Origin of the sequence: Pseudonocardia sp. Ae331_Ps2 (assembly GCF_001932405.1) — a bacterium.
Classification (GTDB): Bacteria; Actinomycetota; Actinomycetes; order Mycobacteriales; family Pseudonocardiaceae; genus Pseudonocardia.
In genome coordinates, this window is record NZ_MCIM01000001.1 from 323,804 (window position 1) to 341,162 (window position 17,359).

Annotated in this window: 19 protein-coding genes; 11 read left to right on the forward strand and 8 right to left on the reverse strand. The window is 74.7% G+C overall.

What is annotated here, in order from left to right; all coding sequences use genetic code 11:
- Positions 1–6: 6 nt before the first annotated feature.
- Positions 7–2,451, reverse strand: coding sequence for an FUSC family protein (locus Ae331Ps2_RS30190; RefSeq protein WP_139318966.1), 2,445 nt, complete (start codon positions 2,449–2,451; stop codon positions 7–9).
- Between the two features lie 91 nt (positions 2,452–2,542).
- Here Ae331Ps2_RS30190 and Ae331Ps2_RS01595 point away from each other — a divergent pair, with 91 nt between their 5' ends.
- Together Ae331Ps2_RS01595 and Ae331Ps2_RS01600 are read left to right on the forward strand one after the other, a co-directional pair.
- Complete coding sequence (locus Ae331Ps2_RS01595; RefSeq protein WP_075311222.1) at positions 2,543–3,442, forward strand: NADP-dependent oxidoreductase; 900 nt, start codon at positions 2,543–2,545, stop codon at positions 3,440–3,442.
- A 170-nt stretch (positions 3,443–3,612) separates the two neighbouring features.
- Positions 3,613–4,512: a zinc-binding dehydrogenase gene (locus Ae331Ps2_RS01600; protein ID WP_349289810.1), complete on the forward strand. Its 900-nt coding sequence runs from the start codon at positions 3,613–3,615 to the stop codon at positions 4,510–4,512.
- 88 nt (positions 4,513–4,600) lie between these two features.
- Here Ae331Ps2_RS01600 and Ae331Ps2_RS01605 read toward each other — a convergent pair whose 3' ends face one another.
- The 4 genes from Ae331Ps2_RS01605 to Ae331Ps2_RS01620 are packed head-to-tail and all read right to left on the reverse strand — an operon-like array spanning position 4,601 to position 9,013.
- A complete protein-coding gene (locus Ae331Ps2_RS01605; RefSeq protein WP_233147615.1) occupies positions 4,601–6,493 on the reverse strand; it encodes a S9 family peptidase in 1,893 nt (630 codons plus the stop codon).
- Positions 6,490–7,089 (reverse strand): hypothetical protein, encoded by a 600-nt coding sequence (locus Ae331Ps2_RS01610; RefSeq protein ID WP_083695132.1) that lies wholly within the window; start codon positions 7,087–7,089, stop codon positions 6,490–6,492. The genes Ae331Ps2_RS01605 and Ae331Ps2_RS01610 overlap by 4 nt, the downstream gene beginning before the upstream one ends.
- On the reverse strand, positions 7,086–8,381 hold the full coding sequence (locus tag Ae331Ps2_RS01615) for an MFS transporter (protein WP_233147616.1): 1,296 nt from the start codon (positions 8,379–8,381) through the stop codon (positions 7,086–7,088). The genes Ae331Ps2_RS01610 and Ae331Ps2_RS01615 overlap by 4 nt, the downstream gene beginning before the upstream one ends.
- The gene (locus Ae331Ps2_RS01620) at positions 8,378–9,013 is read right to left on the reverse strand and encodes a DUF3159 domain-containing protein (protein WP_075311218.1); all 636 of its coding nucleotides are present in this window, start codon (positions 9,011–9,013) and stop codon (positions 8,378–8,380) included. The genes Ae331Ps2_RS01615 and Ae331Ps2_RS01620 overlap by 4 nt, the downstream gene beginning before the upstream one ends.
- Before the next feature lie 138 nt (positions 9,014–9,151).
- Between Ae331Ps2_RS01620 and Ae331Ps2_RS01625 the strand changes: the two genes are divergently transcribed.
- From Ae331Ps2_RS01625 to Ae331Ps2_RS01640, 4 genes are read left to right on the forward strand one after another with little or no spacing between them, the layout of a single operon-like run.
- Positions 9,152–9,877: a MerR family transcriptional regulator gene (locus Ae331Ps2_RS01625; RefSeq protein ID WP_075311216.1), complete on the forward strand. Its 726-nt coding sequence runs from the start codon at positions 9,152–9,154 to the stop codon at positions 9,875–9,877.
- Positions 9,878–9,903: 26 nt separating this feature from the next.
- On the forward strand, positions 9,904–10,086 hold the full coding sequence (locus Ae331Ps2_RS01630) for a DUF4177 domain-containing protein (protein ID WP_020623321.1): 183 nt from the start codon (positions 9,904–9,906) through the stop codon (positions 10,084–10,086).
- Positions 10,083–11,300, forward strand: a complete 1,218-nt coding sequence (locus Ae331Ps2_RS30905) for a DUF1990 family protein (protein WP_249265646.1) — start codon at positions 10,083–10,085, stop codon at positions 11,298–11,300. Before Ae331Ps2_RS01630 ends, Ae331Ps2_RS30905 begins: the two co-directional genes overlap by 4 nt.
- Positions 11,263–11,562: a hypothetical protein gene (locus tag Ae331Ps2_RS01640; RefSeq protein ID WP_175581828.1), complete on the forward strand. Its 300-nt coding sequence runs from the start codon at positions 11,263–11,265 to the stop codon at positions 11,560–11,562. Before Ae331Ps2_RS30905 ends, Ae331Ps2_RS01640 begins: the two co-directional genes overlap by 38 nt.
- Before the next feature lie 73 nt (positions 11,563–11,635).
- On the opposite strand, the gene Ae331Ps2_RS01645 is transcribed toward Ae331Ps2_RS01640, so the two are convergent.
- Entirely contained in the window at positions 11,636–12,103 is a 468-nt protein-coding gene (locus Ae331Ps2_RS01645; protein WP_020623323.1) for a hypothetical protein, read from the reverse strand.
- 206 nt (positions 12,104–12,309) lie between these two features.
- On the opposite strand from Ae331Ps2_RS01645, the gene Ae331Ps2_RS01650 reads away from it, so the two are divergent.
- Both Ae331Ps2_RS01650 and Ae331Ps2_RS01655 read left to right on the forward strand, forming a co-directional pair.
- A complete protein-coding gene (locus tag Ae331Ps2_RS01650) occupies positions 12,310–13,059 on the forward strand; it encodes a DUF1275 family protein (RefSeq protein ID WP_075311214.1) in 750 nt (249 codons plus the stop codon).
- An 86-nt stretch (positions 13,060–13,145) separates the two neighbouring features.
- Positions 13,146–14,516, forward strand: a complete 1,371-nt coding sequence (locus Ae331Ps2_RS01655; RefSeq protein WP_075311212.1) for an MFS transporter — start codon at positions 13,146–13,148, stop codon at positions 14,514–14,516.
- A gap of 8 nt (positions 14,517–14,524) precedes the next feature.
- On the opposite strand, the gene Ae331Ps2_RS01660 is transcribed toward Ae331Ps2_RS01655, so the two are convergent.
- Positions 14,525–15,121: a hypothetical protein gene (locus Ae331Ps2_RS01660; protein WP_075311210.1), complete on the reverse strand. Its 597-nt coding sequence runs from the start codon at positions 15,119–15,121 to the stop codon at positions 14,525–14,527.
- A 131-nt stretch (positions 15,122–15,252) separates the two neighbouring features.
- Entirely contained in the window at positions 15,253–15,687 is a 435-nt protein-coding gene (locus Ae331Ps2_RS01665) for a MarR family transcriptional regulator (protein WP_170917091.1), read from the reverse strand.
- 57 nt (positions 15,688–15,744) lie between these two features.
- On the opposite strand from Ae331Ps2_RS01665, the gene Ae331Ps2_RS01670 reads away from it, so the two are divergent.
- The 3 genes from Ae331Ps2_RS01670 to Ae331Ps2_RS01680 all read left to right on the forward strand — a co-directional run bounded on the left by Ae331Ps2_RS01670 (position 15,745) and on the right by Ae331Ps2_RS01680 (position 17,359).
- The gene (locus Ae331Ps2_RS01670; RefSeq protein WP_075311208.1) at positions 15,745–16,242 is read left to right on the forward strand and encodes a phenolic acid decarboxylase; all 498 of its coding nucleotides are present in this window, start codon (positions 15,745–15,747) and stop codon (positions 16,240–16,242) included.
- 10 nt (positions 16,243–16,252) lie between these two features.
- Entirely contained in the window at positions 16,253–16,720 is a 468-nt protein-coding gene (locus tag Ae331Ps2_RS01675) for a hypothetical protein (RefSeq protein ID WP_075311206.1), read from the forward strand.
- Positions 16,721–16,867: 147 nt separating this feature from the next.
- Positions 16,868–17,359 (forward strand): inorganic diphosphatase, encoded by a 492-nt coding sequence (locus Ae331Ps2_RS01680; RefSeq protein WP_020622612.1) that lies wholly within the window; start codon positions 16,868–16,870, stop codon positions 17,357–17,359.

Here is a 17,359-nt window from a genome sequence, read left to right on the forward strand (position 1 = left end):
CCGTCCTCAGGCGTGACCGACGCACGCACGCCCGACCGCCCGTGCCGGTCCGCGCAGCGGGACCCTGCCCCCGGCGGGCACGGGCGCCGGACGGGTGAGGGGCGCGGCCAGCACCACGTCCGGCAGCACCGTCCCCGGCGCGAGGTGCACGTGCTCACCGTGCGGCACGGGCCCGGCGACGGCCGGGGCCGCGACGAGCAGGTGCGTCCCGGCCGGCACGCGGACGGCGAACCCGCCGTCGTCGCCGGTGGTGACGCGGTCCAGCTGGCGGCCCGCCCCGTCGACGACGGTGACCGTCGCCGCGGCGGGGGCGCCGTCGGGGCCGCGGACCCGCCCGACCGTGGCCGGGGCGGGCCCGTCGTCGACGGTCTCCAGCAGCGCCGGGAGCTCGGCGGCCAGCAGCCCCGCCTCACGGGCGGGCGCGGCGCCGCGCCCGGTCCCGCCGGCCGGGCCGATCAGCAGGTCGAGCACGCCCGCGCAGCTGCCCGCGGGGACCGGTCGCCCGGCGACGGCGTCCGCGGTGAGCTGCGCGAGCCGGGCGCAGGCCGCGGTCAGTGCCGGGGTCCCGGACACCCCTTCGGCGGAGCGGGCCAGGCGCCGCGCGTGCTCGGCGACGGCGGTGCAGGCGGTCAGCTCGTGCACGACGTCGCGGTGGGTGGAGCCCAGCCAGGTCCGTGCCAGCGGGCGCCCCAGCAGCAGCGTCTGGTGCAGCGCGGCGTCGAGTGTGCGCGCCACGGCACGCAGGTCCTCGCACGGGCCGGGGCGGCGCAGCGCACGGTCGACCGTGCCCAGCAGCTCGGCCAGCGCGTCGAGCAGTCCGCGCCGGGCCTCCTCCGCGGCGGACCGGGTCCGGGTGGGCAGCACGAGCACCGACACCGCGCAGCCGACGAGGCCGCCGGCCACGGTCTCCTCCAGCCGCAGCACCATCAGGTCCACCGTGAAGGTCCCGAGCAGCGCGTAGAGCTCGCCGAGCATCAGCGTGATGAAGAAGATCATCAGCGCGTAGGAGAGCCGGAACAGGTAGAGCGCGCCGAACATGCTGAGCAGGATCACCGGAAGCACCACGGCGACGTCGGGTCCCAGCACCGGCACGAGCGCGATCGCGCCGACCAGGCCGATCATGGTGCCGACGATGCGGTGTGCCGCCTTGCGCACCGTCTCGGCGACGGTCGCGGTGCCGGTGAACGCGATGAACGCCGCCAGCACCGCCCAGTAGTAGCGCTGCTCGGACAGCGCGTCGCCCACCGCGATCGCGAGGGCGGTGGCGACCGCGACCTGCACCGCCTGGCGGGTGGTCAGCGACAGCCGTGAGGCGGGGCGGCCGGGGTCCGGCGGGCGGTGCAACCGGGTCACCGTGCCCGCCGAGCCGGGCAGGTTGCCCCCGAACAGCTGAACGGCGGGGGCGAACGCGGTGTCGCGGGCGCCCTCCTCCCGCACCGCGTCGAGGGCGTCGGTCCACTCGGCGCGGGCGTCGGCGAGCACCGTCGCGTCGACGGCGAGCCGGCGCGGCGCCGGGGCCGCCACCCGGTCGGCGACCCGTCCGGCCCGTTCGCGCACCGCGTCCCAGCGGCCGCCGTGCAGGGCGGTGAGGACCGCACGGGCGTCGTCGCAGTCGAGGGCGTCGGGCCCGACCCGGGTCAGTGCGGTCACGGCCAGCTCGGCGTCGAACACCGCCCGGCGGACGATCCGGGCGGCGTCGTCGTCGGCGACGGCGGCCGGGGTCCCCAGCTGCCCGTCGATGACCAGCGCGGCCTCGTTCACGCGGACCAGCAGACTCGCCAGCCGGGCCTCGACGCGGGCCCGCCCGGCGGTACCCGGGGCGTGCTCGGCCAGGGCCAGCACGGTCCCGGCGAGACCGGCGAGCCGCGCCTCGAACGAGCGCAGCATCCGGCGGAGCACCCGGTCGTTGCGGACCGGGAGCAGCACCAGCGTCAGCAGCATCACCCAGGCGATCGCGACCGCGACGACGAACGCCACCCCGGGCAGCATCTCCGGGCGCAGGCTCAGGAACAGGGCGAAGAAGTAGCCCATGAACCCGCCCATGCCGCAGACGAAGAACCGCAGCCCGAAGCGCCGCACCCAGACCGCGACGAACACGACCACGACGAACGCGGTCAGCGACGCGAGCCGGTTCCGGTCGACGAGCAGCGCCACGCCCATCCCGGCGAGCATCGACAGTCCCAGGAAGCACAGCGTCACCGCCTGCCCGGCGCGGGTGGCGTCGACGACCCCGAACGAGGACAGCATCGCCACCACCGCCCCGAGCATCATCGGCACCAGCGGCGGGGTGCCCGTCGCCGTCGCGACGAGGTACTCCACGCCCAGCGCGGTGGCGATGGCCAGCACGGCCCGGACCGCCGAGACGAGGCGGACGAGGCCGGGGTCGGAGGCGACGAACCGGTCACGGATCCGGAGGAGGCGTTCGGACGCGGTCGGCACAGTCCGTTGCATATGCTAACGATATACCGGATCGTGATCTTCGCACAGCCCGGGACCGCCGGACGTAGCGTGGGCCCCCAAGGAACGATCACGGAGGTGGCGGGTGCGCGGGTACGGGTTCGTGGCGGCGGGTGGCCCGGAGCAGCAGGCGTTCGTCGAGGTCGAGGAGCCGCGACCCGGGCCGGGTGAGCTGCTCGTGCGGGTCCGGGCGGCCGGGGTCAACCCGGGCGACTGGCGGATGCGCGACGGTGACTACGGCGTCGCCGGGCCCGCGGTGCTCGGCCGCGAGGTCGCCGGGACCGTGCTGGAGGTCGGCGACGGCGTCACCGGGTTCGCCCCCGGCGACGAGGTGTTCGGCGGCTGCCCGGACATGCAGGGCGGGTGGGCGCCGCGGGCGCGGGTCATCGCCGGCTTCGCCGCGCACCGCCCACCCGGGGTCTCCCCCGAACAGGCGGCGGTGCTGCCGGTCGCCGCGGGCACCGCCTGGGACACCCTCACCAACCTCGACCTCCCCGCCGGGGCGACGCTGCTGGTCAACGGGGCGGGCGGCGGGGTCGGTCTGCCGCTGGTGCAGCTGGCCCGCCGCCGCGGTCTGACCGTCGTCGGCACGGCGAGCCCCGGCAAGCACGCCCTGCTCGCCGGGTTCGGCGCCGTACCGGTGGCCTACGGCGACGGCGTCGCCGACCGGATCCGCGCGGCAGCACCGGGCGGGATCGACGGCGCCCTGGACCTCGTCGGCGGCGACGCGCTGCGTGCGGTGGCCGGGCTCGTCCCACCCGCGACGCTGTACTCGATCGCGGACAAGCCGCTGGTCGCGCAGCTGGGCGGGCGCGACGTCACCCGCGACCGCAGCACCGCCGTGCTCGACGCGCTGGCCCGGCTCGTCGCCGAGAACGAGCTCGACACGATGGTGCGCGAGGTCCGCCCGCTGGACGAGGCCGGGGCCGCGCTGGCGCTCGTCGAGGACGGCCACGTCACCGGCAAGGTCGTCCTCATCCCCTAGGGAGTGGAGGTGCTCGGGAACGGCGACCACGCCGTGATCCATCCCGACACCCCGGCCGGGACGACCGTCACGGTGGCACCGCACGGGGAGGACCTTGACGTGACGTCGAGTTGAGGTCGGACCCTGCTCGCATGCGTGCGATCAGGGTGGACGAATTCGGTGGACCGTCGGTGCTGCGTCCCGTGGAGCTGCCGACGCCGGTGCCGGGGCCGGGCGAGGTGCTGGTGGGGGTCGAGGTGGCCGGGGTGTTGTTCCTGGACACCCTGATCCGGCGGGGCGCCGCGCCGGCATTCGGCACCACCCCGCCCTACGTCCCCGGCCGCGGCGACGCGGGCCGGGTCCTGGCGGTCGGGCCCGGGGTAGCGCCCTCGTGGGTCGGGCGACGGGTGCTCGTCGACGGGCCGGACACCTACGCCGCGGAGGTCGCGGCGCCGGTCCCGTCGCTGGTCCCGGTGCCCGACGGGCTCGACCTCGCCGACGCGATGGCCCTCCTGCACGACGGCGGCACGGCACTCGCACTCGTCGAGGCGGTGGGGGTGCGCCCGGGCGAGACGGTGCTGGTCCTGCCCGCGGCGGGCGGGGCCGGTTCGGTTCTCGTGCAGCTCGCGCGCCGGGCGGGGGCGCGGGTGATCGGGGCCGCGCGCGGACCCAAGCTCGGCCTGGTCCGCTCCCTCGGGGCAGACCTGGCGGTCGACTACGGCGAGCCCGGCTGGGCGGACGCGCTCCGGCGCCGGGTCGGCCAGATCGACGTGGTGGTCGACGGTGTCGGCGGAACCCTGGGCGCCGAGGCGTTCGGGCTGGTCGCCGAGGGCGGCCGGTACTCCGGCTACGGCAACGCGGGCGGGACGCCCGTCACCCGCTCCGCCCCCGGCGTGGAGGTCCGCGGCGTGGCACAGCTCGCCGACTTCGCCGACGGCCGCCGCGCCCGCCAGGAACGCGTCCTCGCCGAGGCCGCCGCCGGGCACCTGCACCCGGTGGTGGGCAGGGAGTTCGCCCTCGACAAGGCCGCCGACGCCCACACCGCCCTGGAGAACCGCGAGATCGCAGGCAAAGCCCTGCTCCGTCCCTGAGGGCCCACCACACCGAGCCCGCGGGACGACCACCCCGAGCGGACGGGTCGGGTCCGGCTCGGGCGATGCGGACGTCCGGGAGACCGGCTCACCGCTCCCGGTCGGCTCCCAGGTGGGTGGCAAGGAACCGGTCGGCCGTCTCGAACATCGTCACCAGGTTCTCCGGGTTGACGATGGCGTGGCCCTCGTCGTCGAACACCAGGTACTCCACGTCCACCCCGCGCCCACGCAGCGCCGCCACGAGGTTGTCGGACTCGGCGCGCACCACGCGGACGTCGTTGGCGCCCTGCACCACCATCAGCGGGGTGCGGACGTCGTCGACCCGGGTGATCGGTGAGCGGGCCAGCATGTCCGCCTCCTGGGCGGGGTCGGCCGGGTCGCCGACGTAGCGGAACCAGTTGTTGACCAGGCCGGGGCGGGTGAACTCCGGGACGGTGCGCAGGAAGTTCGCCAGGTTGGAGATGCCGACGTACTCCACCGCCGCGGCGAAGCGGTCCGGGGTGAACGCGATCCCGACCAGGGTGGCGTAGCCGCCGTAGGAGCCGCCGAACATCGCGACCCGGTCCGGGTCGGCGTACCCGCGGGCGACGGCCCAGTCGACGGCGTCGATCAGGTCGTCGTGCATGGCGCCGGCGAACTCCCCGACCGCGGCCTCCATGTGGGCGCGGCCGAACCCGTAGGACCCCCGGAACTGCGGCTGCAGCACCGCGTAGCCGCGGTTGGCCCACAGCTGCACACTCGGGTCGAAGCCCCACCAGTCCCGCGCCCACGGTCCGCCGTGCGGCATCAGCACCAGTGGCAGCCGCTCGGGCGCCACACCGACCGGCAGCGTCAGGTAGGCGAGCATCTCCCGGCCGTCGCGGGCGGTGATCGTGACCGGCTCCACCGGCGCGAGCTGCCCCGGGTCGAGGTCGGCGCGCTGGCGGAACAGCAGCCGCGACTCCCCCGTGGCGCGGTCGTGGAACCAGGTCTGCGGGTCGCGGTCGTGGACGAACGTCGCCACCCACCGACGGCCCTCGACGTCGCCGGAGACCGCGCTCAGGTCGCCGTCGCACAGGTCGCGCAACGCGGCGAGCACCTCGGCGAAGTCCGGGTCGAAGGCCCGGATCTCCTGCCGCCCACCGAGGTAGCGGACGCCGAGCAGCTCACCGGTGCCGCGGTGGCGGATCAGCGCCGACGGCAGGCTGGGGAAGATCTGGGCACGGATGTCGATGTCGTGCTCGGGGTGCCGGTCGACCACGGTGACCTCACCGGTGGCGGTGTCGAGCCGGCCGAGGTGCAGGCGGTCGCCGTCGCCGTAGGTTCCGACCCAGATGCCGGTGCCGTCCGGGGTCGGTTCGTAGGGGTACACGCCGAGCGGGTGGGCGTCGCCGTCGAAGGTCGCGACCAGGTCGTCGCCGCGCCACACCCGTCCGACGCCGTCCGCGGTGAGGGTCTCGCGCAGCAGCTCGTCGCCGACGAGGGTCCAGCCGTCCCCGCCGCCCGGACTCTGCGCGAGCACCGTCAGCTCCCCGGTCGCGACGTCGAGCTCGCACAGGTCGAACTCGACGGGGTTGCGGGCGTTGCTCTGCAACAGCAGCTTCCCGGGGCGTTCCGGGCGCTGCTCGACACCGAACGCCGTCGCGCCCTCGAACGGCGTGAGGTCGACCGCGGGCGCGTCCGGCGCGGTCAGGTCGACACGGAACACGTGCCAGTTCTCGTCACCACCGGTGTCCTGCAGGTAGAGCAGGTAACGGGGGTCGTCGGTCCAGAAGTAGCGCAGCACGGTGCGGGTCTCGTCGGCGGTGACGCATCGCTCGCCAGCACCGTCCACGTCGGACACCCACACGTTCAGGCGCCCCTTCCACGGGGCCAGGAAGGCGATGCGGGTGCCGTCCGGGGAGAGGGTCGCGGCGGTGCGGTCGGGCATCCGCAGCAGGTCACGGGCGGGGATCCGGTCGGGCAGGGCCATGGTGGTCTCCAGGGTCGGGTCGGCGGTCACAACGCGGTCCAGATCGTCTCGGCGTCGACGACGCGGTGGCGGCGCCAGGTCAGCGCGCGCTCGGCCGCGGCGACGACACCGGCGACCAAGAGGCCCGTGTTCAGCCAGCCGGGAAGGGTGATCGGCGAGGTGTAGGTCCCGAACCTGGCGGCGACGGCGTCGATGCCGGTGAGCAGCTCCAGCGCCACCGGGACGGCCAGGACGAGGTTGACCAGCAGTACGGCGACGGCGACCGCCGCGATCGTGCGGCTCACGGCGGGCGAGCGACGGGCGAGCTGCGCGCGGCGGTGCTCGAGCGTCCCGGGCACCGGGGGCAGCCGCCGCTCCCCGCCGTCGTCGGTGACCAGGTGCATCCGGGTGATGCCGTAGAGGCCGGCGTCGACCTCGATCCGGCCGCCCGGCACCGGCAGCGACGCCGGCATCCCGGCCCGCCCGACCTCCTCTCCGTCGCGGTAGAGGCGGGCATCCCAGTCGCGGGACATGTCGACCTCGACGGTCCACTGCGCACCGGGGCCGCCGGTCTCGGGGAGCTGGGTCGCGTACAGCGAACGGTGCAGGATCTCGTGGCGACGCAGCGGCCGCAGCCGCCGGCTCACCGGACACCTGCCGTCACCGGCGGGGCGAGGGCGTCGGCCGCACCCGGCTCGCCGGGTTCTCCGGGCTCACCGAGGTCACGGAACGCGGGCGTCACCAGCGCGACGAGCGCGGTGCCGACCGCGACCGCGGCGAGTGCGATCCCGGCCCCGCCGAGGCCGGAGGTCGAGGCCAGCGCCGCGACCGGCGCCGCGGTCAGTGCCGGCGCGGCGAGCAGCAGGGTGTTCTGCGCGCCCAGGACCCGGCCACGCAGGGCGTCCGGGGTGGCCTCGATCGTGAGCACCCCGAGCACCGCGCCGACCGGGGCGTTGGTGAATCCGACGAGCGCGGCGGCACCGAGCACGAGCCACGGCGAGGCGAGGCTCCCGACCAGCGCGAAGCCGGCTCCGAAGCCGAGCATCCCGAACACGAACCAGGTCCGGCGCCGCACCCGGTTCACCAGCGCCGCGTACAGCACGGAGCCGGCCAGGCCGCCCGCGGCGAGTGCGCTGAGCGTCAGCCCGGCGAGCGCGGGCAGCTCCAGAGCCGTGAAGTAGGCCGGCATCAGCGTCGTCTGCAGGGCCGCGATGACCGCGACCAGCACCGCCGACACCAGCGTCGCCCCGAGCACCAGCCGTTGCCCGGCCAGGAACACCCACGACTCCGCGAGATCCCGCACGGCCCTGCGCACCGCACCCCCCGGAGCGGTGCGCAGCACCCCTTCGACCCGACCGGCCCGTGGGTCGAGCAGTGCCGCGGTCAGCGCCGCGAGCAGGCTCGTCGCCGCGGTCACCACGAGCACCGTCGACGCCGGGCCGGCGAACGCGACCAGCAGGCCGCCGACGGCCGGACCGGCCAGCAGCAGGACGTTGGCCAGGTTCTCCCGCAGCGCGACGAGCCGGTCGAGACGGCCCGGGCGCGGGTCGAGCCGGACCAGTGCCGGGAGCAGGACCTCCTGCGCGGTCATCGCGGGCACCCGCACGACCGCACCCAGCACACCGAGCACCAGGAAGGCGGTCATGCCCAGCCCCCACAACGCGTCGACGACCGGCAGCGCCGCGACCACCGCGGCCCCGAGCACCCCGGCGACGACGGTGACCAGCCTGCGGTCGACCCGGTCGACCACCAGACCCGACAGCAGCCCGGTCAGCGCGGACGCCGTCGTCGTCACCGTCGCCAGCACGCCCGCGGCCAGCACGTCCCCGGTGCGCTGCAGGACCAGCAGCGGCAGGACCGCCGCCATGATCCCGCCACCGAGCAGGGTCAGCCCGTAGGCGGTGAGCCACAGTGCCGGGCTGCGTCGCAGCGCCCTCACCGGACGAGGGCCTTCGTGCTGCGGCGGAACGCCCAGACGACCACCAGCGCGGCCAGCACGGTCAGCGGGGTGCCCATGGCGACCCGGGCGATGCCCAGCCCGCCGGTGGACTCGGCGACGTAGAGCCACTGCTGGATCCCGAACCGCGCGCCGAACACCAGCGCGGCGGCTGCCGTGGCGAGGTCGTGGGCGCGCAGGACCGCGGGCGTCGAGCGCCAGGGGTGCCTACCGCCGTGCATCGCGTTCCAGATCACGCCGGTGAGCGGCCTGCGGACCAGCAGCGAGCCGGCGGTGACGACGAACCCGGCCAGCGCGGCCCAGATGCCGATCGCGAAGAAGTCGCGCGCCGACCCGGTCCAGGCGACGACCCCGGCCGCCAGCGCGACGCCCAGCAGGCTGCCGACCGCCGAGCTGAACCTCTCTCCCTGCAGCAGCCGGTACCCGAACAGGGCCAGACCGGTCGCGACGGCGATGCCGATGGTCAGAGGCAGGGACAGGAAGGCGTTCGCCGTCACGAACACGATCACCGGGATCGTCGAGTAGACGAACCCCGCGGTCCCGCCCATCTGGTCGAGCAGGCTCGGGGTGGCGCGGTCGCGGGTCTCGTCCTGCGGCGGCTCGGTCATGGTCATGCCGTCCTCCCTCGTCGTGGTGTGCTGCGACGAGGGAAGTCCGTGCCGCTGCGGCACACTCAAGCCGAAGGCCCTGGTGTGTGGTCCAGGTCACTGCTGGCTTGACCATGCCGCGACGGCACGGTGTGGGCTCCTCCCATGACGTGGAGCACCCGGGAGGTCGCCGAGCTGGCCGGCACGAGCCTGCGGGCGGTGCGGCACTACCACCAGGTGGGGCTGCTGACCGAGCCCGAGCGACGATCCAACGGCTACAAGCAGTACGGGGTCGAGCACCTCGTGCGGCTGCTGCGCATCAAGCGGCTGGCCGATCTCGGGTTCTCGCTGCCGCAGATCGCGGACACCCTCGACGAGGGCGACCACCCCGAGCAGGCACTGCGCACGCTCGACGCCGAGCTCGCGGCCACGATCGAACGGCTGCAGCGGGCCCGCCTCGAGCTCGCCACCATCATCGACCGCCGGGCTCCGGCGGACCTGCCGGTGGCCATGGCGCCGGCGCAGGCGGCCGCGCTGACCGAGTCCGACCGGTCGGTGGTGCTGCTCATGAGCCGGTTCATGGGGCCGCGCAAGCTGACCGCCTACGGCGAGCTGCTGCGTGACCTGCCGGCCGACCCGACCGACGGCGAGTTCGACCACCTGCCCGCCGACGCCGACACCGAAGCCCGCGCCGACCTCGCCGAACGGATGGCGCCGTACGTGCGGCGAATCCAGGAGGCCCATCCGGACCTGGCCGGCCCGGACGACGACGCCCCGCGCGGCGCGCGGGTCCTCGCGGAGACGACGAGCGCGGCGATGCGGGAGCTCTACAACCCGGCCCAGGTGGACGTCCTCGTCCGCCTCTCGGCACTGCTGCGGGCCACCGACTGACCACCCGTTCACGGAGAGGACGTCCGATGTTCGAACACAAGGTGCTGAAGTACAAGCTCGGCTGGAAGGGCTTCGACTATCCCGGCATGGAGCAGGAGCTCAACGAGCTCGGCTCCCAGGGATGGGAGACGGTCGGGACGATCGTGCCCGCGGTCGGAGCGGGGCAGACCATCGAGATCGGGGTGATCCTCAAGCGGGCACGGGGGTGACCCGGACGGGCCGCGCCGCGTCGATCGGCGCGCAGCGGGTACCCGCGGGCGTGCCCGACTCCGACGCGTCGCCGCGACGCCACCCGTTCGACCTCGATCCGCGCTTCGGCGCGGCGCTGCTGCCGTTCGGGGTGGGCGATCAGTCCGACGCCCACGTCGACCTCGACGACGACGGCCTGCGGGTCCGCTTCGGGTTCTTCTCGCTCGCCACACCGGTCCGGAACCTGGCGGGTGCCCAGCTCACCGGCCCGTTCCGCGCGGTGAAGGCGCTCGGCGCTCGGCTGTCGCTCGCCGACCGGGGCGTGACGTTCGGCAGCGCCACCGAGCGGGGTGTGTGCATCCGGTTCCACCGCCCCGTCCCGGCACTCGACCCGTTCGGCGCGCTGCGACACCCCGGGATCACCGTGACCGTCGCCGACCCGGAACGGCTGGTGGCGGCGGTGGAGCGCTACGCGGAACGGACCCGGCTGACCACGGCACGGCGCACGGAACCGACGCCCCAGCCGGGCCCGGTGCGCCGCGCCGGAGCGGTGTTGCGCTATCCCGCGGGACTCGCCCTCACCGCCACGCGCTACCTGCGCCGCCTGCCGCACATCGACCGCGCCGAGGCGGTCGGCGATGCCTCCGACCTGCCGCCGGCGCTGCCGGAGGAGCTGGTCGACGCGCACGTGAAGGCGGTCGAGGAGGGGTCCGGACCGCTGCTGCACCGCGTCTTCACCGTCGACGTGCGCGACAGCGGTCTCGACGCGGCCGCCCTGATGGAGCGGGTGTGCGCCGACCTCGACCGCCTCGCCCCGTCCGAGGTCGTCACCTTCCGCAAGACGCGCGGGCGGCTCGGTGAGCTCGTCGTGGGTGACGAGTACGTGGTGCTCATGCCGGCACCGTGGAACGGGCCGGTCCGGGTGGTGCACCGCGACGCGACGTCGTTCCGGTTCGCGACACTGGCCGGTCATCTGGAGGCCGGGCAGATCGAGTTCTCCGCGAGCGACGACGACCGGGGAATCGGGTTCCGCATCGAGACCTGGTCGCGGCCCGGGGACCGGGCGGCGGCGCTGGCGTTCGACGTGCTGCGGATCGGCAAGGAGATCCAGTTGCACATGTGGACGCACTTCTGCCTGCGCGCCGGGGACCTGTCGGGCGGCCGCGTCCCCGACGGGGTGCGGGTGCGGACCTGGCGTGCGTCCTGGCCGCCGCGGGGTGGCCCGCGGTCGTGAGCCGCGGGGCCCGGCGGGACACGGCCTCTCCGGAGAGGGGACGGGGCGCCGCTACCTCGGCCACGCCGACCAGGGCAGCCACGTGGTGCTGTTCGTCCGGGACTCCCCCGGCGACGACATCGGCCCCGGCGCACCGTTCCTGTGCCTAGGCGCCTGCACCTACGTGTCCCACGAGGGCCGCAAGCCGATCGCGATCACCTGGAAGGTGCGCCGCGCCATGCCGGGTGAGACGTTCCGGGCGGCGAGCGTCGTGGCGTCCTGACCCGGATCGGGCATCGTGCCGGACGCGGCGCCGCCGGCCGGGGACAGATCCGTCCGAACACTCGCCCACCGGTTCAGCCTCCCCCACTCGACGCTGCGGCCGCGTTCTGCTGCTCCCACACCGAGAGCACGACCGCGACGACGAACAGCTGCGCCGGCAGGCTCAGGCCCGGCAAGGTCGCCTCGGCCCCGCCTCGCCACCAGCTCGACTTCCGGATCGTCCCGACGGTCCTGTCGCCCTCGACGAGGTGCTGCTCGGAGCTCCACACCGAGGCCCGGCGGAAGCGGTAGGACCGGCCGTCGGCGGTGACGGTCCAGTGCTTGCGACCAGCCCGCTCCGCCGTGGCGACGACGTTCCCCGCGGAGTCGGTCATCGTGTAGGTCCTGCCCCAGACGGTCGATACGATCCGGTACTCGCGGCCCTCGACCTGGATCTGCCCGCCGGAGCGCCACCAGTGCGAGCTGAAGGTGCTGACCGGCGCACCGTCCTGTGTGAACTCGTAGTCGCGGCGCCATACGCTCGTCCGCTCGGCACGCAGCATGGGGTGATCGAACCATCCGGGTCCTCGGCACACCGCGCAGGCCGGGTGGGCGGGGACTCGGCCAGGCTGTCGGCGGCACGCATCCCATGCGGTCCCGTCAGCGTTCTGTCAGGTCTGCGACCCACGAGGCTCACCGGGTCGGAGGTGAGCTGACCATTGCCCACCACTTAGCGTCGCGTTAGGCCGAACGGCCGAATGCTGCCGCCGTGCTCTCAACAGATCATGACTCCCGGACGGCACGGATCTTCGCAGCGGTACCGCTGCTGCTGGCCGCGGCGGCAGGCGCCCTGGACGGGGCCTCGTTCACGGCGTTCCACGACGTGGTCGTCAGCGCCATGACCGGCAGCTTCGTGGCGATCGGCCGCGGGCTGGGGTCGGCCCCGGCGCTCGCTCCCGCGGCCTGGGCGCTGGGCGGCTACGTGCTGGGCGTGGTCGCCGGCACCGTGACGGCCGGTCTGGCCGAGCGGAGGCTGCCGGCCCGGGGCGCCGTCGGTGTCACGCTCGGCCTGGAGCTCGCGGTCCTGTCCGCGTTCGGCCTCGCGTGGCTGCTCGGCGGGCCCGGACACACCTTCCCCGTCGAGCCGATGATCGGGACGGCGACCCTGGCCATGGGCCTGCAGGGGGCGGCGCTGCGCCGGGTCGGCCCGGCCGGCACCCCCACCAACTACTTCACCGGGGTCGTCACGAACTGGGTGTCGGGCATGGTCGACCCGGCCGGGCGCAGCTGGAACCCCGGCGCCGGCGCCCGCATCGCGGTCTTCGTCGTCGCCGTCGCGGCGACGGGCTCGCTGCACCGGGTCCTCCCGGTCGGGGTCGTCGCGGTGCCGGTGACCCTGGTCGCGGCCGCGACGGCACTCGCCGCGGCCGCGGCGCGCTCCCGGCGACCGGTCGGGCTGCGCCCGGACGACCGCCCCGCGGACCGTGCCCGGTCGATGGTGGCCACGGGCAGGGCGTGAACGTGGACGGTGACGCAATCGTCCCCGTCGGGCAGTCTGTCCCGGGTGGCCGCAACGGCGCGGCCGCGCCGAGGACCGGGGGCCACATGACGACCGAACGCGCACGATTCCTGCCCACCGAGCAGGGCGCACAGGCCCCCAACGCCGGCCGGGTGCTGGCGCTGCTGTTCGCCGCCAACACGTTCAACTTCTACGACCGGGCCGTCCCGGCGATCGTCGCCGAGCCGATCAAACTGGAGTTCGGGCTCTCCGACCTGCAGATCGGCGTCCTGGCGGCGGCGTTCACCGTCGTCTACGCGGTCTGCGGGCTCCCCCTCGGGCGGCTCGCCGACCACCGCTCGCGGGCCCGGATCATGGGCTGGGGCATCGTGGCGTGGAGCCTGCTGACCGCCGCGAGCGGCGCGGCCTGGAACTACGTCTCCCTGCTGCTGATGCGCGTCGGCGTCGGTGTCGGTGAGGCCAGCTACGCGCCCGCCGCGAACTCGACGATCGCCGACCTCTACCCGGCGGGGAAGCGGGCGCGGGCGTTCGGGCTGTTCCAGCTCGGGCTGCCGGTCGGGCTCGTCCTCGCCTACTTCTCGGTCGGCGCGATCGCCGAGGCGTTCGGGACGTGGCGGGCGCCGTTCGTGCTGGCCGCGATCCCGGGGCTGCTGATCGCGGCCGGGTTCTTCCTGGTGCGCGAGCCCCGCCGCGGCGCGTCCGAACCGGCGTCGAGGACCGCGGCCGCGTCGGCGTCGGCCTCCACGCCGCCGCCGACGCCGGTCGACCGGCCGTTCCGCCGGGTCCTTGCCGTCCCGACCATGTGGTTCCTGATCATCGCCGGGATCGGCGCGAACCTCGCCTCGTACTCGGTCAACACCTTCACCGTGCCGCTGTTCCAGCGCTACTTCGGGGCGTCCCTGACCGGGGCGGCGGTGCTGACCGGTGTCGTCGTCGGCGTGACGGGGCTGGTCGGGCTGCTCGTCGGCGGCTGGGTCTCCGACCGGGCCGCCCGCCGTTCGACGGGTGCTCGGGTGCTGGTCGGTGCGGTGGCGACGCTGGTGTCGGTCCCGCTGACCTGGTTCGCGCTGTCCGTGGGGCCGGAGGCGACGGGCACGTTCGTCGTGCTGTTCGGCGCCGGGTGGCTGTTGCAGTACCTCTACTACACCTCGGCCTACCCGGCCGTCGCCGACGTCGTCGGGCCACGGCTGCGGTCCACGGCGACGGCGGTGTTCTTCGCCGCTTTCTACCTGCTCGGCGGCGCCGTCGGGCCGGTGATCGCCGGCGCGCTGTCGGACGCGTTCGCCGCGGACGCGCTGGCCGCGGGCGCGAGCGCGGCCGAGGCCGCGGCGAGCGGGCTGCGACAGGCCCTCGCGGTGATCGTGCCGCTGTCGATGGCGATCGCGTCGGTGGGGCTGTTCCTCGCGGCGCGCTCGGTGCGCCGGGACAACGAGCGGATGACCGCGGCCGCCGGCTGACCGGGAGCTCAGCCGGGCAGCCGGGTCCAGTCGCGGTCGTCGACGTCGGTGCCGAACGCGTCGAGGGTCACCGTGGTCGAGTCCTGCCGCTGCTCGGGGAGCCGGATCCGGCGCACGTGGGCGCCGTCGAGCCACACCTCGCCCGGCTCGCCGTCGGCGGTGGTGACGGTCAGCCGTCGCCACCGCTCGCCGCGGTCGGGGACGACGCCGTGGTCGACGGCCTCGGTGACCTCGGCGAGCCGGTCGAAGGCCGCGAGCGGGGTGACGATCCGGCCGGGGTCGGTGAGGCCCAGCGTGTCGAGCCTGCGCCCCGGCCGTCCGCTCCAGACCTGGTCATCGATCTGCAGGAACGCGATGTGGTCGTGGCCGGCCATGGCGCGGCGCCGGGCGAGGTCGAGGACGCCGCGGGTCACCACCTGCCGGGGCACCCGGCGCAGGACGGCCCGGGCCAGGGCCGGCAGCGGGCGCCGTCGTCGCGGGAGCGCCTCCCCCATGGCGCGGGTCCCCGACAGGTCCATCAGCAGGGTGGCGCGGGCGGTACCGGCCGCGACCGTGCGGCCGATGGCGTCGCTCAGGCGGACCATGGCCGGGCACTCGGTCGTCATCGTGGGGCCTTTCGCAGGTGGCTCGGGGACGTCTCCGAGCCTGCCCGTCGGCGCGCTCCGGCGAATCGGTCCACAGGACGATTCGCGCCTCCACCGCAGGGAGGAGGCGAGGTCCGGACAACAGTGCCGCGTCAGCCCGCGTCGAGGGCCGCGGTGAGCCGGGCCAGCACCGGGGCGGCGACGGCGAGCGCCGCGCGGTCGGCCGGGGCGAGCCGGTCCAGCGCCACACCGAGCAGGGTCTCGGCCGCCGCGTCGTAGCGACCCAGTGCCTCGGTCGCCCGCGGCGCGACGGCGACGAGCACGGTGCGCCGGTCGGCGCCGTCGCGTCGCTGCACGAACTCGTCGGCGGTGAGCGTGCGCAACAGGTTGCTGACGGTGGAGCGGGCCAGACGCAGCCTCGCAGCCAGCTCGCTCGGGGCGAGCGGCCCGGCCGCGGCCAGCGTGCGGAGCAGCTCGATCTGCGCTTCGGAGAGATCCGGCAGGTCGGCGGCGGTCCTGGCGCGGCGCAGCAGGGTCCGCCGCAGCGGACCGAGCTCACGGACGAGCAGCGCGGCGGTCGTCGTCACCGGCACAGTGTCGCACGTCGCATTGCCACAGAACAGTTTTGAAGCAAAACTATCTACATGGACGAGAACGATCTGACCGCCGTCGTCGGCCACCGGTTCATCTACACCTACGAGAACGGCTGGCAGTACGAGATGTACGTGAAGAACGACCACACCATCGACTACCGGATCCACAGCGGCCACGTCGGCGGGCGCTGGGTGAAGGACCAGGAGGTGGACCTGGTCCGGCTCGACGAGGGCGTCTACAAGGTGTCCTGGAACGAGCCGACCGGCACCTCGGTCGTCGTCTGCGTGATGCCGGTCCGCCGGCGTCTGCACGGCACCATCTTCTTCCCGCGCTGGGTCGCCGACGACGGCAGGGAGACCGTCTGCTTCCAGAACGCGCACCTCGACCGCATGCGCGAGCTGCGCGACGCCGGGCCGACCTACCCCATCGAGACGATCCCGGAGTTCGCCGAGATCACGCTGTTCGAGCACGTCGGCGTCGACGACGAGTCGGTCATCGCCGTCGGCCCGGAAGAGCTGCCCGCCGGCTTCGCCGACCGGAGGAACTAGCCTGCGCTCCGTGAAGTTCGCCGAGGCCGAGGCCACCTACCGCGCCCTCGTCGAGGACCTGCTGGCCGGCCGGGCCACCGTCGCCGACGCCGTCACCCGGTTCGCCGGGCCGCTGCGGGCGGCCTGGGTCGACGACCGCGCCGACGACGAGGTCGAGGGCCTGGCCTGGGCCGCGGGCGGTGCGGTGGCCACCGCCGCGACCGACCCGGCGCACCACGAGCTGCTCGCCGAGCTGCTCGCCGCGGTCCGGGCGCTCGGACCGCTCGTCCGCGCACCCGGTGGCCAGGCCTGCACGGTGTGGGGGCTGACGGTGTTCACCGACCTGCCCTGCGTCGGCGCGCAGCTGCGTGAGGCCCTCGACGTCCACCCGACCGCGGCACCGGCGCTGTTCGCGTTCGCCGATCGGCTCGACCGAGCCGGGACCCTGGACTTCTCCGGCTGGGCCGGCTGGGCCGACGGGGTCACCGACGGCCGATGACCCTGAGCGCGGCCGTGCCGGGCGGGCACCGCCCGCCGCCGACGGGCACCGCCGAGCGCGCCACGCGGTCCCCGCCCCTCCGCGGGGTGCGCCCCGACGGGCGAGCGTGTATGCCCTTGTCCTGACGCCAACGCGTCGGAGGAGCCCGTGGAGTTCGACATGCTGGTCGAGGTGCCGAAGGGCAGCCGCAACAAGTACGAGGTGGACCACGAGTCCGGGCGCATCCGGCTCGACCGCACCCTGTTCACCGCCACCCAGTACCCGGGCGACTACGGCTTCGTCGAGGAGACGCTCGGGGAGGACGGCGACCCCCTCGACGCACTCCTCGTCACCACCGGCGAGCCGTTGTTCCCCGGCGTCCTCGTGCTCGTGCGCACCATCGGCATGTTCCGGATGACCGACGAGGCGGGTGGCGACGACAAGCTCCTCTGCGTCCCGGCCCACGACCCGCGGCTGGAGAACCTGCGCGACATCCACCACCTGCCCGAGTTCCACCGCCGGGAGATCCAGCACTTCTTCGAGATCTACAAGGACCTGGAGCCGGGCAAGAGTGTGGAGGGCGCCGACTGGGCGAACCGGGCGGCGGCCGAGGCCGAGCTGGAGGAGTCACGGAAGCGGTTCCGGGAGGCCGGACACTGA